This window comes from Streptomyces sp. GC420, assembly GCF_009916105.1.
Classification (GTDB): domain Bacteria; phylum Actinomycetota; class Actinomycetes; order Streptomycetales; family Streptomycetaceae; genus Streptomyces.
In genome coordinates this window covers 1-15,520 of sequence record NZ_JAAAXQ010000189.1, presented here as the reverse complement: position 1 = coordinate 15,520, position 15,520 = coordinate 1, and the positions used below count along the sequence as shown (strand labels likewise).

Annotated in this window: 12 protein-coding genes and 1 tRNA gene; 11 read left to right on the top strand and 2 right to left on the bottom strand. The window is 71.3% G+C overall.

The genetic code is table 11. The features are described from left to right. Nucleotides 1–12: 12 nt before the first annotated feature. A complete protein-coding gene (locus tag GUY61_RS22375) occupies nt 13–1,809 on the top strand; it encodes an IucA/IucC family siderophore biosynthesis protein (protein WP_166632016.1) in 1,797 nt (598 codons plus the stop codon). Nucleotides 1,810–1,973: 164 nt separating this feature from the next. On the opposite strand, the gene GUY61_RS22370 is transcribed toward GUY61_RS22375, so the two are convergent. Next, on the bottom strand, nt 1,974–3,641 hold the full coding sequence (locus tag GUY61_RS22370) for a beta-N-acetylhexosaminidase (protein ID WP_166632014.1): 1,668 nt from the start codon (nt 3,639–3,641) through the stop codon (nt 1,974–1,976). A gap of 310 nt (nt 3,642–3,951) precedes the next feature. On the opposite strand from GUY61_RS22370, the gene GUY61_RS22365 reads away from it, so the two are divergent. The 3 genes from GUY61_RS22365 to glmS all read left to right on the top strand — a co-directional run bounded on the left by GUY61_RS22365 (nt 3,952) and on the right by glmS (nt 7,090). Next, nucleotides 3,952–4,857 carry a DUF4429 domain-containing protein gene (locus tag GUY61_RS22365; protein WP_166632013.1) on the top strand — a complete coding sequence of 302 codons (906 nt, stop codon included), beginning with the start codon at nt 3,952–3,954 and terminating at the stop codon, nt 4,855–4,857. Between the two features lie 131 nt (nt 4,858–4,988). After that, entirely contained in the window at nt 4,989–5,246 is a 258-nt protein-coding gene (locus GUY61_RS22360; RefSeq protein WP_166632012.1) for a hypothetical protein, read from the top strand. Between the two features lie 26 nt (nt 5,247–5,272). Then, nucleotides 5,273–7,090, top strand: coding sequence for a glutamine--fructose-6-phosphate transaminase (isomerizing) (gene glmS, locus GUY61_RS22355; protein WP_166632011.1), 1,818 nt, complete (start codon nt 5,273–5,275; stop codon nt 7,088–7,090). Between the two features lie 430 nt (nt 7,091–7,520). Here glmS and GUY61_RS22350 read toward each other — a convergent pair whose 3' ends face one another. Further along, nucleotides 7,521–8,051 carry a universal stress protein gene (locus tag GUY61_RS22350; protein ID WP_166632010.1) on the bottom strand — a complete coding sequence of 177 codons (531 nt, stop codon included), beginning with the start codon at nt 8,049–8,051 and terminating at the stop codon, nt 7,521–7,523. A 365-nt stretch (nt 8,052–8,416) separates the two neighbouring features. Between GUY61_RS22350 and GUY61_RS41590 the strand changes: the two genes are divergently transcribed. From GUY61_RS41590 to GUY61_RS22320, 7 genes are all read left to right on the top strand, one after another. After that, nucleotides 8,417–8,761 carry a hypothetical protein gene (locus GUY61_RS41590; protein WP_313896794.1) on the top strand — a complete coding sequence of 115 codons (345 nt, stop codon included), beginning with the start codon at nt 8,417–8,419 and terminating at the stop codon, nt 8,759–8,761. Between the two features lie 428 nt (nt 8,762–9,189). Further along, the gene (locus GUY61_RS22340) at nt 9,190–10,374 is read left to right on the top strand and encodes a helix-turn-helix domain-containing protein (protein ID WP_166632009.1); all 1,185 of its coding nucleotides are present in this window, start codon (nt 9,190–9,192) and stop codon (nt 10,372–10,374) included. A gap of 63 nt (nt 10,375–10,437) precedes the next feature. Then, nucleotides 10,438–11,043 (top strand): oligoribonuclease, encoded by a 606-nt coding sequence (gene orn, locus GUY61_RS22335; protein ID WP_166632008.1) that lies wholly within the window; start codon nt 10,438–10,440, stop codon nt 11,041–11,043. 110 nt (nt 11,044–11,153) lie between these two features. Continuing rightward, nucleotides 11,154–11,226: transfer RNA gene (locus tag GUY61_RS22330), tRNA-His, on the top strand. 395 nt (nt 11,227–11,621) lie between these two features. Beyond that, a complete protein-coding gene (locus GUY61_RS41240) occupies nt 11,622–11,744 on the top strand; it encodes a hypothetical protein (protein ID WP_279576835.1) in 123 nt (40 codons plus the stop codon). Between the two features lie 27 nt (nt 11,745–11,771). Continuing rightward, entirely contained in the window at nt 11,772–14,117 is a 2,346-nt protein-coding gene (locus GUY61_RS22325; protein WP_208106314.1) for an FxsB family cyclophane-forming radical SAM/SPASM peptide maturase, read from the top strand. A gap of 200 nt (nt 14,118–14,317) precedes the next feature. Next, nucleotides 14,318–15,520, top strand: a 1,203-nt coding sequence (locus GUY61_RS22320; protein WP_166632006.1) for a TIR-like protein FxsC, incomplete at its 3' end; no start/stop codon positions are given.

The following is a 15,520-nucleotide window of genomic DNA, read 5'->3' as shown; positions in this document are numbered from 1 at the left end:
CCCTCCGCCTCCGTGTCGCCCGCCGCGGCCGTCTCCCACCTCACCCCCGGGCTGTGGGCCGAGGCCGGGCGGCTGCTGATACGCAAGGCACTCGCCGAGTTCTCCCACGAGCGGCTGCTGGCTCCGGTCCGGCAGGGCCCCGGCCGCTGGGCCGTACGCAGCGACGACGGCGGGGTCGAGTACCGCTTCGCCGCCGAGGTACTGGGCCTCGAGCACTGGCAGGTCGACGCCGCGAGCATCACCCGCCACCGCGGCGGCAGGGAACTCCCGCTGGACGCGATGGAGTTCTTCATCGAGTTCCGCGGCTCGCTCGGCCTGGGCGACAAGATCCTGCCGGTCTATCTGGAGGAGATCTCCTCCACCCTGTCCGGCACCGCGTACAAACTCGCGGGGTCCGCGGCGACCTCGGCCGAGTTGGCCGCCGCGGCCGGCCCCGAGGGCTTCCAGGCGATCGAGACCGGGATGACCGAGGGCCACCCCTGCTTCGTCGCCAACAACGGCCGTCTCGGCTTCGGTGTGCACGAGTACCACGCGTACGCCCCCGAGACCGCCCACCCGGTGCGGCTGCTGTGGCTGGCCGCCCACCGCGACCGCGCCACCTTCACCTCGTCCGCCGACACCGACCACGAGTCCCTGCTCCGCGAGGAGCTGGGCGAGGAGACCCTGGCCTCCTTCGCCGCCACCCTGACCGGTCTGGGCCTGGACCCGGCGGACTACCTCTGCATACCGGTCCACCCCTGGCAGTGGTGGAACAAACTGTCCGTCACCTTCGCCTCCGAGGTGGCACTGCGCCGGCTCGTGGTGCTCGGCGAGGGGAGCGACACCTACCTCGCCCAGCAGTCGATCCGCACCTTCTTCAACACCGCCGACCCGGCCAAGCACTACGTCAAGACGGCCCTGTCGGTGATCAACATGGGCTTCATGCGCGGCCTCTCCGCCGCGTACATGGAGGCCACCCCGGCGATCAACGACTGGCTCGCGCACCTCGTCTCCAACGACGAGGTGCTGAAGGCCGCGCGGCTGACGATCATCAGGGAGCGCGCGGCGGTCGGCTACCGGCACCTGGAGTACGAGCGCGCCACGGACCGCTACTCGCCGTACCGCAAGATGCTCGCCGCCCTGTGGCGGGAGAGCCCGGTCCCCTCCCTCGGGGAGGGCGAGCGGCCGGCCACCATGGCCTCCCTGCTGCACGTGGACCGCGGGGGCCGGTCGCTCGCGGCCGCGCTGATCGAGCGCTCGGGCCTGGAGCCCGCCGTCTGGCTGCGCCGCTACCTCGATGCCTACCTCACACCGCTGCTGCACTGCTTCTACGCGTACGACCTGGTGTTCATGCCGCACGGCGAGAACGTGATCCTCGTCCTCGCGGAGGACGGCTCGGTCGGGCGGGCGATCTACAAGGACATCGCCGAGGAGATCGCCGTCATGGACCCGGACGCGGTCCTCCCCCCGAAGGTGGAGCGGATCCGGGTCGACGTCCCCGAGGACCAGAAACTGCTGTCGATCTTCACGGACGTCTTCGACTGCTTCTTCCGCTTCCTCGCCGCCACGCTCGCCACGGCGGGCGTGCTCGACGAGGAGACCTTCTGGCGGACGGTCGCCGACTGCGTGTCCGACTACCAGGAGTCCGCCCCGCACCTGGACGAGAAGTTCAAGCGGTACGACATGTTCGCCGACGAGTTCGCGCTGTCCTGCCTCAACCGGCTCCAGCTGCGCGACAACCAGCAGATGGTCGACCTCGCCGACCCTTCGGCGGCGCTCCAGCTCGTCGGCACCCTGAAGAACCCGATCGCGCCCTATGCGCGCCGGTAGCACCCACCTGCCGCACCACCGGGACCCCGGCGGCCCCGGCGGTCCTGGCGGCCCCGGTGGTGCCCTCCGGCCGGCGGGCGCCCGCGATACGGTCCCCCGCGGGCGCCCGTCCACCGCTCCGCCCCGGCCCGTCCGGCCCGCGCCTGCCCCTGTGGCCCGGTGGGTCAGCGTGCGGGCCAGGGCACCTGCGGCGAGCGGTAGAAGCCGATGCCGAGAGCCGTCATCCGGGGTCCGTGGGCGGCCAGCCGCAGCCGGTAGTCCTCCCAGTCGTGCGCGGACGCCGGCGACCAGCCCAGTTCCGCGATGCCCGGCACCCGCGGGAAGGCCATGTAGTCGATGTGGGCGGAGGTCGAGACCGTCTCGGTCCACAGCGGGGCCTCGATCCCGAGCAGCGCGTCGGCCGGCAGTCCCGCGAGGTAGCTCCCCGGGTCCCAGTCGTAGCTGCGCCGCACCTCCACCAGGCCCGCCCAGTCCAGCCCCAGCGGAGTGTCCCGGTCGTACTTCATGTCCAGGTACACCCGGTCCGCCGGGGACAGGACCACCCGGGTCCCGTTCTGGGCCGCCCGAACCACCTGCGCGCGCTCGGCGGCGCCGGTCGCGTCGTACCCCCAGTACTGGGCGACCGCGCCCTCCGCCGGCCGCGCACCGGTCAGCTGGTGCCAGCCGACGACCGTCTTGCCGTACTTCTGGACCACGGCCTGCGCCCGGTCCATGAACGCGACGTAGTCCTCGTGGCTGGTGGAGTGCGCCTCGTCGCCGCCGATGTGGAGGTAGCGGCCGGGGGTGAGGACCGCCAGCTCCCTGATGACGTCGTCCACGAAGTCGTACGTCACCTCCTTGGGCACGCACAGCGAGCTGAACCCGACCCCGGTGCCCGTGTAGAGGGGCGGCGCGACCCCGTCGCAGTTCAGTTCCGCGTAGGAGGCGAGCGCCGCGTTCGTGTGCCCCGGCATGTCGATCTCGGGCACGAGCTCCATGTGGCGCGAACCGGCGTACCGCACGATCTCCTTGTACTGCGCCTTGCTGTAGTGGCCGCCGGGGCCGCCGCCGACCTGTGTCGACCCGCCGTACGCCGCCAGTCGCGGCCAGGAGTCGACCGCGATCCGCCACCCCTGGTCGTCGGACAGGTGCAGATGCAGGGTGTTGATCTTGTACAGGGCCAACTGGTCGATGTACCGCTTGACCTGGTCCACGGTGAAGAAGTGCCGGGAGACGTCGAGCATCGCGCCGCGGTACGCGAAGCGCGGCACGTCCTCGATGACTCCGCCCGCGATCCGCCACGGACCCGGCTGCCGGGAGTTCTTCTCGACCGCCGGCGGCAGCAGTTGACGCAGCGTCTGCACGCCGTGGAACAGGCCGGCCGGGGTGCGCGCGGTGACCGTGACGGCCCGCCGCCCCGATTCGAGCCGGTATCCCTCCTCGCCCAGCCCCTTGTCCGCCGCGCTCAGCCGGAGCCGGATGCCGTCCTTGCCGGGGAGGCTGGAAACGGGCAGCAGATAGCCCGTGGAGGGTCGCAGGATGCCGGCGAGATAGTGGCCGACCCCTCGCGCCTCGCGGCCACGCGCGCCGCCGTCCACGCGGATGACCGTTCTCGCGGTGAGGGTGAACGGCGAGCCGCCCGCCACGGCGGAGACGGGCGCCGGGATGACCTGGTCGAGAGAGACGGTGTCCTGGCCGGTCCGCGCGCCCTGGGCGGTGGCGGGAGCGCGGGTCGCCCCCATGGCGGCGAGCCCGGTGACCACGACGAGGGCCAGTGAGCCGAGGAGCCGGGAAGAGGTTCGGGGCTGTCTCACAGGCGGTCCTCCAAGGGGCGCGACAGCGGAGCGACTCATGCGTAACCGCGGGCCCAGGGCCCGGTCAAGGTGTGGACCAGTCAAGCCGGTCAAGCCGCAGCGCCGTGGGCCGACCGCGGCCCGGCGCTCCGAAGACCTCCGGGAGCGCCGGTGAACGACCTCCCGGCACCCCCCAACGGCCCTGGCAGAATCGCCGGTGTGACCCCGCTCCCCCACCTGAAGGAGAGGGGCTTCCAACCCGAGGGGTTGCGGTCCAGCCCGATCCGATCCCTTTCGGGACGAACGGAAAACACGACAGGGAAGCAATTCCTCGCCGGCTACGGCCGGTGGCCCGCTCGCTAGGAGACTGATGGCGGAAATCATTCAGCGCGACGGCACCTGGACGTTCGACGGGGAGACGGTCCGGATCGTGCCGGGACGGGACAAGGGCGTGGGGCTGGTCCGCCAGACCCTCGGTGAACTCGCCCTGCCGCTGAGCGCCCTGGCCGGGGTGTCCTTCGAGCCCGGCCGCAAGGCGGGACGGCTGAGGCTGCGGCTGCGCGAGGGGGCGGACCCGCTGCTCCAGGCGACCGGCGGCAAGCTGGCCGACTCCTCCGACCCGTACCGGCTTTCGGTGGACTCGGACCGCTTCGGGGTCGCCGAGTACTTCGTCGACGAGGTGCGGGGCGCCCTGCTGCTGGACGAGATCCCGTCCGGTCCGGTCGACGCGTATCTGCTGCCCGGCCCCGCCGTGCCGCTGTCGGCGTCGGCCGGGGACGGCACGGCGAGCTTCGACGGCGAGCGGATCCGGCTGGAGTGGAACTGGAAGACGGAGGAGGCCAAGCGCTCGGCCGGCACCCGCACCCTCGCGATCGGGGACGTGACGGCCGTGGAGTGGCAGCCCGCGGTGGGTCTGGAGAACGGCTGCCTGCGGTTCACCGTGTCCGGTGCGCCGACCAAGGTCCCGCCGAAGTACGACCCGAACGCGATAGAGCTGTGGGGCTTCAAGAAGGACGGGCTGATGGGTCTGGTGGCGGCGGCCGTGGTGGCCCGGCTGCCGCACCCCTCGACACCGCCCGGCGCACGGGCCGCCGCGGCCCCGCGTGCGGCGGCTTCGGCGGTGGAGCCGCCGGAGGCGGGGCCCGCCGCCCCGGGGGACGACCCGGACGCGCTGCTGCGGCGGCTGCGGGAGCTCGGCGAGCTGCACCGGGCGGGCGTCCTCACGGACGAGGAGTTCACGACAGCGAAGCAGGCGCTGCTGAAACGTCTCCAGTGACCGGTTTCGGTGACCGGATTCGGTGGCAAGTCCGGGACCCGGCTGTGACACAGCACTGAAGATTCCATGATCCTGCCCGATATCGGGCAGAATTCTTGCGATCGACGCCCCTCATACCTCAGGATCGACGGGTGCACGAGGAACTTGTTGATCATTTGACACGCAGCACCCCGCTGCGGCGGGGTGAGGCGTCCCGGGTGATCCAGGACGTGCTGGCCTATTTCGACGAGACGGCGGAGGACTTCGTCCGCCGCCGCCACCGCGAGCTCCAGGGCCGCGGGCTGGTCAACACGGCGATCTTCGAACAGATCACGGCGGAACTGCGCCACCGCGCGGTCGCGCCGCCCGAGTACACACTGCGTCAGCTGCGCCGCATCATCTACGGCTAAGAAAGACAAGGGACACAGGAACACATATGTGCGGAATTGTCGGATACATCGGAAAGCGTGATGTGGCACCGCTGCTGCTGGAAGGCCTGCAGCGTCTGGAGTACCGCGGCTACGACTCCGCCGGCGTCGTGATCACCGGCCCCAAGGCGAGCGGTCTGAAGATGGTCAAGGCCAAGGGCCGGGTGCGCGACCTCGAGGCGAAGGTTCCCAAGCGGTTCGCCGGCACCACGGGCATCGCCCACACCCGCTGGGCCACCCACGGAGCTCCGAGCGACGAGAACGCACACCCCCACCTGGACGGCGGGAACAAGGTCGCCGTCGTCCACAACGGCATCATCGACAACGCCTCCGAGCTGCGCGCCAAGCTGACCGCCGAGGGCATCGAGTTCCGCTCCGAGACCGACACCGAGGTCCTGGTCCACCTGATCGCCCGCTCCCCCGCCGAGAAGCTGGAGGACAAGGTCCGCCAGGCGCTGCGCCTGGTCGAGGGCACCTACGGCATCGCCGTGCTGCACGCCGACTTCGCCGACCGGATCGTCGTGGCCCGCAACGGCTCCCCCGTCGTGCTCGGCATCGGCGAGAAGGAGATGTTCGTCGCCTCCGACGTCGCCGCCCTGGTCACCCACACCCGTCAGATCGTCACCCTCGACGACGGCGAGATGGCGACCCTGAAGGCCGACGACTTCCGCACGTACACCACCGAGGGCACCCGCACCACCGCCTCGCCGACCACCGTGGAGTGGGAGGCGGAGTCGTACGACATGGGCGGTCACGACACGTACATGCACAAGGAGATCAGCGAGCAGCCCGACGCGGTGGACCGCGTGCTGCGCGGCCGCATCGACGACCGGTTCTCCACCGTGCACCTGGGCGGCCTCAACCTCGACGCGCGCGAGGCACGCGCCGTGCGCCGGGTGAAGATCCTGGGCTGCGGCACCTCGTACCACGCCGGCCTGATCGGCGCGGGCCTCATCGAGGAGCTGGCCCGCATCCCCGCGGACGCCGAGCCCGCCTCCGAGTTCCGCTACCGCAACGCGGTCGTCGACCCCGACACGCTCTACGTCGCGGTCTCGCAGTCCGGCGAGACGTACGACGTCCTGGCGGCGGTGCAGGAACTGAAGCGCAAGGGCGCGCGGGTGCTGGGCGTCGTCAATGTCGTCGGCTCCGCGATCGCGCGGGAGACGGACGGCGGTGTGTACGTGCACGCCGGGCCCGAGGTCTGCGTCGTGTCCACGAAGTGCTTCACCAACACCGTCGTCGCCTTCGCGCTGCTCGCCCTGCACCTCGGCCGCATCCGCGACCTGTCGGTGGCGGACGGCAGGCGGCTCATCGCGGGTCTGCGCAGGCTGCCCGAGCAGATCTCCGAGATCCTCGAGCAGGAGGCGGACATCAAGAAGCTCGCCGAGGAGTTCGCCGAGGCCAAGTCGATGCTGTTCATCGGCCGGGTGCGCGGTTACCCGGTGGCGCTGGAGGCCTCCCTGAAGCTCAAGGAGATCAGCTACATCCACGCCGAGGCGTACCCGGCCTCCGAGCTCAAGCACGGCCCGCTCGCCCTCATCGAACCGGCCATGCCGACGGTCGCGATCGTGCCCGACGACGACCTGCTCGACAAGAACCGCGCGGCGCTGGAGGAGATCAAGGCCCGCAGCGGCCGGATCCTGGCGGTGGCGCACGCCGAACAGGAAAAGGCCGACCACACCATTGTGGTTCCGAAGAACGAGGACGAACTGGACCCGATCCTGATGGGCATTCCGCTCCAGCTCCTCGCCTACCACACGGCGCTGGCGCTGGGCCGGGACATCGACAAGCCGCGCAACCTCGCGAAGTCGGTGACGGTCGAGTAGTCCCTCCGACCGAGGAAATCCCAGGAAGGACGAGAGTGGTCCCCGGCGCGCGCCACCGATCGCGCCGGGGACCACTTGTGGGTGCCGGTGCCGCCCGATCGCACCGGCTCCGCGCTGCCCGGCCGGCGGCCGTCACTCCCCGGGCCGGCAGCACGTCGCAACGGCGGAGTTCCCTGCGTGTGCAGTTGCGTCGGCAGGAAGGGGATACCCCTCACAAATGCACAATCCACCTCTACGGGACGGTAACTTGCCGTCCGACCTGCGCCGCGGCGGCCGCTGACAGCACGTCAGCCAATCGGCGGGCCAAGGGGATTCACGTGAGCGGCGAATCACCGCTCACGGGAGCACGGGCGGGACGGCGCGGGGGCACGAGGACTGGAACTGCCGGGGGTGGCCCACGGATTCAAAAGACCGCGGCCGGGCGCGGCCGTCACGGGATCACGATCACCGGACGCTGCGCGCGCTTGGCGAGCCTTCCCGCGACCGACCCGAAGATGCGTCCGACGATGCCGTGCGTGGAGCCGACGACGATCGCGTCCGCGGAGTACTCGCGGCCGACCTCCTCCAGCTCGTGGCAGATGTCCCCGCCGCGCTCGACGAGGATCCACGGCACCTCGGCGAGATAGTCCGCGCAGGCGAGTTCGAGGCCCAGCACCTCGGTGCGGTGGTCGGGGACGTCCACGAACACGGGCGGCTCGCAGCCGGCCCAGACGGTGGTGGGCAGCCGGTTCGCGACGTGCACGATGATCAGGCCGGAGCCGGAGCGCCCGGCCATCCCGATCGCGTAGGCGAGCGCCCGCTCACTGGACGTGGACCCGTCGAAACCGACGACGACGCCGTGCAGGAACGCGGGATCGCAGCCGCCATGACGTGCTTCTTCCGCCGCGTGGAGGTCGGTGGGATCGGCGTGATCGGCGACCTGCTTGCGGTCCGCGGGATCGGGGATTTCGTGACCGGCCATCGATGTCTCGGCGAAGAAGGTCCTCTGTGGGAGGGACGACGGTTGGCGGTGGAGCGGAGCTGAAGCTCCTGGGTGGGGATCAGTCCGGGAATCATCTTCCCAAGCCCCTACCCACAAGGGTACGGCGACACTCCTCCGCTGCCCAGTGCCGGGGCACGGGGCCCGCCGCCTCCTCGCGGCGTTCCAGGGAGCATGCCCGAGCATCCTCCGTGACGCAATGGCCCATGGCCCACGCAACGACCCGCGACCGTGACCCGGCGCACTGATGAACGTTGCACTTCCGGTCATGTATCGCCCTCCCGGGGACAGCCGATGTCCACCCGGCCGGCACGTGGGGGCCACCGGGAAGCCACGGGGAGGACACGGTGCCCGGATCCCCGAACGGATCTTCCGGTGTCCCGCCGGACGCCGGCCGGTCCGCCGTCCCCGGCGGGACGCCGGCGCCGCACGGGCCCGCGGCCCCCGGCCACGGGACGGGGAGCGAGGCACTGCGCTGGGCCGCGTTCGGCTGCGCGCTGGTCCCGGTGGTGCTGGTCGGGCGCGGGGTCCCCCTGGCCGGGGCGGCGGCCACCGCACTGGGGCTCGGCGCCGTCACGGCGGCCGCGCGGGCGCTGCTGCGGCAGTCGGGGCGGACGGCGGCCGGTCGTCCCGGCCGCCCCCGGGGGCGGCACGGACGGGCGGGCCGGGCGACGCGCCGCGGAGGCCGGTGAGGCGCCCCGGAGAACGCCCTCAGGACGAGCGCTCGCCCCCGGCGGACCGCGGGCTCCGGGCGACCGGAAGCCGTCGGTTTTCAGCCAACTTCCCAACACCGGCCAATCATTGGCCAAAGCACCCCTCACCCCCTCTCCGAGCAGGCAGGAAAGGAGCGCCCCGGGCGCGCACACCCTACGGGTATTGGGCATGCGCCCCATGCGCACTTCCCTACGGGCCTCGCAAGTGCAACGCTTCGTGATCGAATGCTTCACGCCAAGTTGCCATGTCGACATTGAGCCGGGTGGTGAACTGGTCACCGGGGTACCACGGGACACAGTAGATTCGATCATGACTGTCTACGGCGGGGGACTCGTGCAGCACCGAGGGGAAACGTGCAGGAGCGATACGACCGAGGAGTCGCGACCACTGAGGGGGGCTTAGCGCCATGAGCCAGGACTCCACAGCTACGACGGAGGCCGCACGCAAGCTCGCAGGGCGCCGCCGCAAGGAGATCGTCTCCGTTCTGCTGTTCAGCGGCGGGCCGATCTTCGAGAGTTCCATCCCGCTGTCCGTGTTCGGTGTCGACCGGCAGGACGCCGGCGTCCCCCGTTACCGGCTGCTGGTGTGCGCCGGCGAGGAGGGCCCGCTGCGTACGACGGGCGGGCTCGAACTCTCCGCACCGCACGGGCTGGAGGCCATCTCCAGGGCCGGGACGGTGGTGGTGCCCGCCTGGCGTTCGATCACCGCGCCACCACCGCTCGAAGCGCTGGACGCCCTGCGCCGCGCCCACGAGGAAGGCGCCCGCATCGTCGGGCTGTGCACCGGAGCCTTCGTCCTGGCGGCCGCCGGGCTGCTCGACGGCAGGCCGGCCACCACCCACTGGATGTACGCGCCGACGCTCGCCAAGCGCTACCCGTCCGTGCACGTCGACCCGCGCGAGCTCTTCGTCGACGACGGGGACGTCCTCACCTCCGCGGGGACGGCGGCGGGCATCGACCTGTGCCTGCACATCGTCCGTACCGACCACGGGAACGAGGCGGCCGGCGCACTGGCCCGGCGGCTCGTCGTGCCCCCGCGGCGCAGCGGCGGTCAGGAGCGCTATCTCGACAGGTCTTTACCGGAGGAGATCGGCGCGGACCCGCTCGCCGAGGTCGTCGCCTGGGCACTGGAGCACCTCCACGAACAGTTCGACGTGGAAACCCTCGCGGCCCGCGCCTACATGAGCCGGCGCACCTTCGACCGCAGGTTCCGCTCGCTCACCGGGAGCGCTCCCCTGCAGTGGCTGATCACCCAGCGGGTGCTCCAGGCGCAGCGGCTGCTGGAGACCTCGGACTACTCCGTGGACGAGGTCGCGGGCCGCTGCGGATTCCGCTCCCCGGTGGCGCTGCGCGGCCACTTCCGGCGGCAGCTGGGATCGTCCCCGGCCGCGTACCGGGCGGCGTACCGCGCCCGCAGGCCGCAGGGTGAGCGCGACGGGCACCCGGAGCCGGTGGTACCCCCGCAGAACCGCCGGCTCCCCGGGGCGGCCGCCTCGGCCGGTCCCGGCGGGCCCCTGTCCGCGGGCGACCCGGGCAAGCCGGTCTCCGACGCGTACGCCACGAGCCGGATGACCGTGCCGGGACAGCGCTGAAGGCCCGGTCCGGGGGGTGACCGCACTCTCGGTCACCCCCCGTTTGCCCGTAGGGTGAGACATATGAACGATCGCATGGTGTGGATCGACTGCGAGATGACCGGGCTCTCGCTGGCGGACGACGCACTCATCGAGGTGGCCGCGCTGGTCACCGACTCGGAGCTGAACGTGCTCGGCGACGGCGTGGACATCGTGATCCGCCCGCCGGCCGAGTCGCTGAAGACCATGCCCGACGTGGTGCGCACCATGCACACCGCCTCCGGCCTGCTGGCCGAGCTCGACGGGGGCATCACCCTGGCCGAGGCCGAGCGGCAGGTCCTCGCGTACATCCGCGAACACGTCCCGGAACCCGGCAAGGCCCCCCTGTGCGGCAACTCCGTCGGCACGGACCGCGGCTTCCTGCTGCGCGACATGCCGACGCTGGAGAGCCACCTCCACTACCGGATCGTCGACGTCTCCTCCATCAAGGAGCTGGCCCGCCGCTGGTATCCCCGGGCCTACTTCAACAGCCCGAAGAAGAACGGCAACCACCGCGCCCTCGCCGACATCCGCGAGTCCATCGCGGAACTGCGCTACTACCGCGAGGCGATCTTCGTCCCCCGGCCGGGCCCCGACTCGGAGACCGCCAAGGCCATCGCGGCCAGGCACGTCCTCCCGGCGGCCGAGTGACGCCGGTCACCTCCGGCTGATCACGCCCCGCTCCCCGCACAAGTCGGGAGCGAGCACCCCCTCCGACCCTGTACACTTTTTCTCGGCCGGTACGGAAAGCGCCGGTCATGGTGGGTGTAGCTCAGCTGGTAGAGCACCTGGTTGTGGTCCAGGATGCCGCGGGTTCGAGTCCCGTCACTCACCCTGAACGCCGAGGGCCCGGTCCATGGAAACACGGACCGGGCCCTCGGCCGTCCCCGGCTCCCCGGGCCCTGTCCTCGCCTTCGAAGGCACCCTGAGCAGGACGCCTTTCGGCCGAAGCCCCGTGCGCGGGTCGGTGTCCGCTGTGGGAAAGTTAGGCTCTCGTCGCGTGACACACCGTGGATGTCCAGGCGTTCCAGGGGGTGACACAGCGGCGTGCCGTGCTGTCGTCCGGACGCGTCCGGCTGGATCCTGCGAAGAATCGGCCGGTGGCCTCCGGGTGGGAGACCGGGTCAAGCCATCACTGACAACAGAACAGGAACCACGCCATGCCCTCTACCCCAGTCGCACCGGCAAGAAACGACGTCTCGTCCGGCCCCTCTCGCTCGCGGGAACGGATGAGCATGGGAGAGCTCGCCTCCCGGGGCAGCGCGGCCGCGTCCCCCGCCATGGCGCGCGTGATGCCGACGGGCACCCCGGCCGGCCGCACCTCCGCATCGGCCTTCCAGTCCTTCGCCTGATCCGACCGCGGGCTCCGGGACATCACCATGGACGCGTCACCATCTGCGCCTCTCTTGCCTACAGGCATTTCACAACCTGTGTCACAATTTGTGCTGAAACTTCACAGCCGGTGTGACTTGGCGTGCGATCACTGTTATGTGTACGAGCACGCGGACACCAGCTGGAAGGGCCGCCCGCGTGCGGCCTCCGGCAAAGTGCTCAGGCGCGCGGCGGAGCGGATCGCGGAACACGCGGCTGCTCATGGCCTGCACCGCGTCCACGTCGTCTTCCACGGGGGAGAGCCCCTCCTGGCCGGCCCGGCGCGGATCCGCCGGGCGGCCGAGGAGTTACGACTGGCGCTCGACGGGGTCTGCCGGCTGGAACTCGGCATCCAGACCAATGGACTTCAGCTCAGCGAGCGCTACTGCGACCTCTTCGACGAGTTCGGGATCCGCGTCGGCGTGTCCCTGGACGGCGACAAGGAGGCGAACGACCGCCACCGGCGGTACGCGGACGGCAGAAGCAGCTACGACCGCGTGGTCGAAGCGGTGGGGCTGCTCCGGCAACCGCGCTACAGGCACCTCTACGGCGGCCTGCTGTGCACCATCGACGTGAAGAACGACCCCGTGACGGTCTATGACGCCCTGGCCGCTCTGGACCCCCCGCGCATCGACTTCCTCCTCCCCCACGCCACTCACGCCGAACCGCCCGAACGCCCGGACGGCGCACCGGCCCCCTACGCGGACTGGCTGCTCACGGTCCACCGTCGCTGGGTCGCCAGGGGACGCCCCGTACCCGTCCGCGTCTTCGACTCCGTCGAACGCACCCTGCACGGGGAGAGCAGCCTGGTGGAATCACTCGGCGTGGACCCCGTGGACCTGGCGGTCATCGAGACGGACGGGTCCTTCGAGCAGGCCGATTCCCTCAAGGTCGCCTTCGACGGGGCCCCCGCCACCGGAATGGACGTCTTCGCCAACTCCGTCGACCAAGTCGCCGCCCACCCCGGCCTCGTGGCCCGTACGCGGGGAAAGGCCGGCCTGTGCGAGCAATGCCGGAGCTGCGAACTGGTGAACTCGTGCGGAGGCGGCCTCTACGCCCATCGCTACAGCCGCGAGAACGGCTTCTCCAACCCGTCCGTGTTCTGCCCCGACCTGATGAAGCTCATCACCGCGATCCGCGGGCACGGCACACCGGGCACGCAGGCGGAGACGGCCGCGGCGACGCGGCACACCTACCTGACTGAGGACCAACTCGACCAGCTGGCAGCGGGCCGCGGCGACGCGGACACGGTGTCGGCCCTCGCCGGAGCCCAGCTCGACATCACCCGTGGCCTCGTCGTCGCCGTCTGGGAACAGGCTCCCCGCGATGCCGCGTCGGCCGCCGTCTGGCGGCTCCTGGCCGAGGCGGACGCCGCCGCGCCCGACGCCGTGGACGCAGTGATGGCACATCCCTACACCCGGACATGGGCCCGGCGCCGGCTGGAAGCCGCCGCGCGACGGGGGGCGGGGGGCGCGGACACGGCGGGCCTCGCGGAGTTCGCCGCCGCCGCCGTGCTCCGTGCCGGTGACCGGTACCCCGCGTCCGTCCGGGTGCCGGCTCCCCGGGGTCACCTGCGCCTTCCCGGGCTCGGCCGCGTGGTCCTCGGCGCCGGCACGCTCGCCGAGGTGGCGTCCGCGGCCGACGGGTTCACCGTCACGGCCCCGCACCGGTCACTGCGCGTCCACTGGGACGAGGAAACCGCGGAGGGCTGGCAGCCGGTGAGGCGCATCGCCCTCCCGGGCTGGGAAGTGGCCATGGAGGACGTCGACCCCTGGCGGGACGCCCACGGGTCGCCGGTCTCACCGCGCCAGGACGCGGCACTGTTCGCGACATGGGCGGAGGAACTCGCCGGTGCCTGGTCGCTCATCGCCGAAGGACTTCCCCACCACGCGCCGGGACTCGCCGCCGGACTCGCCACGATCACCCCGCTCCTGCCGCGCCACGGGGGCGATGTCGGCGGGGCGGCCCGGCACGCCTTCGGCGCCGCGGGGATCGTCCGGCCCGCCGGACCCCGCGGACTCGCCCTCCAGCTGATCCGCTCGTTCCAGGAGGTGAAGCTCCGCGCCCTGCTGGACCTCCATGATCTGTACGACGCCGAGGACACCCGGCTGCTTCCCTCGCCCTGGCACTCCGGCCCGCGGCCGCTTCCCGACCTGTTCCTGGAGGCGTACGCGCGGCTCGGCGAGGGCGAGTTCCGGGCCGCAACCCGTCCGGGCGGACAGGAAGCGGACGCCCGCCGCCCGGGGACGGGCCGGGAGGTGGCGGACGTCGCGGAGCGCCTCCTCTCGTCGGGGTCGCTCACACCGCTGGGTGAGCGTTTCGCGCGCGGCATGGCCGGGACGGCCGTACGGTGACGGGAAGCCGCCGGCGCACCGCCCGGCGTTGTGCGTCCCCGGCTGAATTCCCCATTCCGGGCCGGGTGCGGGTCCGGGCGGAACAAGACTCGTGGCCGCTGCTCTATTCCGCCGGGGAATGAGCCGTTTCTACACTGTGGTTCCCTCGCACAGGGCGGGTGGGGAACGGGTGCGCCGCGAGCCGGGGGAGGTGACGACGCATGCAGGGACCCGTGGACTCGGGAGATGCGTCGGACAAACCGTACTTCTTTCTGAGTTACGCCCACACGCCGAGAAATGACCCGTCCGACCCGGACCCCGACATGTGGGTGGCCAGGCTCTACAGGGATCTGTGCGAGCACATCCTGCAGATGACGACGTTACCGGCCGGGGTCAAGGCCGGTTTCATGGACCAGGGGATGAACGTCGGCGACGGATGGCCGGAGTCGCTGTCCGAGGCGCTCGCCAATTGCAGCGTCTTCGTTCCGCTCTACTCCCCGCGCTACTTCCGCAGCCCGCAGTGCGGCAAGGAGTGGTACGCCTTCTCGCAGCGCGCCGTCTACCACAGGGCGGTCAACGACAGCAGGCTCAGCGGGATCGTGCCGGCCCTGTGGGTGCCGATGCCGCCGAACGCCCTTCCCGCACCGGCCGAGCGATTACAGTTCAACCACTCCGAGTTCGGCGAGGACTACGCCGCCGAGGGCTTCTACGGCCTGATCAAACTCAGCTACCTGCGCCAGGAGTACGAGCGGGCGGTGTACCGGCTCGCCCAGCGCATCGTACGGGTCGTCGAGGAAACCAGGATCGCCAGGGGACGGCACCTGGACTACCACCACATTCCCAGCGCCTTCGGCCCACCGGGAGCCAGCCGCTCGCTGCGGGTCACCGTTCTGGCCTGCTCCCGGTCGGAGGAGCTGCCGGAGGGCCGCGGCCCGGACTGCTACGGCCCCTCGCCCCGTGACTGGAACCCCTACCACCCGCACTCCACCCGGCCGCTCGCCGACCACGCCGCCGATCTCGCCCGCAACCTCGACTACCGCGTCAGCGTCGGACTGTTCGAGGAGGACGCCGAGAACCTGCTCGACTCGGGCCCGCCGACCGCGCCCGGACTCCTGCTGCTCGACCGCTGGGCACTGGGCTCTGCGCACCGGCTCGAAATGCTCACACGATTCGGTGCGAAGCCGCGCCCCTGGATGAGTGTGATGGTGCCCTGGAACCGCGCGGATCCGGAGTCGAACGGGCAGGAACGGAAACTGAGTTCGCTCGCCGATCAGGCGCTGACGCCCGGACCTGCGGAGCCGCCGGGCAGCCGGTGGTTCGTCCACGACAACATCACCAGCCTCGAGGCGTTCGGGGACGAACTCCCCCACGCCGTGTCACGGGCGGCCAAGCACTACGCCGCCCACGCCCCCGCCTACCCGCCG

Coding starts and splice junctions, on each gene's coding strand:
- GUY61_RS22370 (WP_166632014.1), bottom strand. CDS start 3,641: ATGAGTCGCTCCGCTGTCGCGCCCCTTGGAGGACCGCCTGTGAGACAG.
- GUY61_RS22365 (WP_166632013.1), top strand. CDS start 3,952: ATGGCGGAAATCATTCAGCGCGACGGCACCTGGACGTTCGACGGGGAG.
- glmS (WP_166632011.1), top strand. CDS start 5,273: ATGTGCGGAATTGTCGGATACATCGGAAAGCGTGATGTGGCACCGCTG.
- GUY61_RS22350 (WP_166632010.1), bottom strand. CDS start 8,051: ATGGCCGGTCACGAAATCCCCGATCCCGCGGACCGCAAGCAGGTCGCC.
- GUY61_RS22340 (WP_166632009.1), top strand. CDS start 9,190: ATGAGCCAGGACTCCACAGCTACGACGGAGGCCGCACGCAAGCTCGCA.
- orn (WP_166632008.1), top strand. CDS start 10,438: ATGAACGATCGCATGGTGTGGATCGACTGCGAGATGACCGGGCTCTCG.
- GUY61_RS41240 (WP_279576835.1), top strand. CDS start 11,622: ATGAGCATGGGAGAGCTCGCCTCCCGGGGCAGCGCGGCCGCGTCCCCC.
- GUY61_RS22325 (WP_208106314.1), top strand. CDS start 11,772: ATGGACGCGTCACCATCTGCGCCTCTCTTGCCTACAGGCATTTCACAA.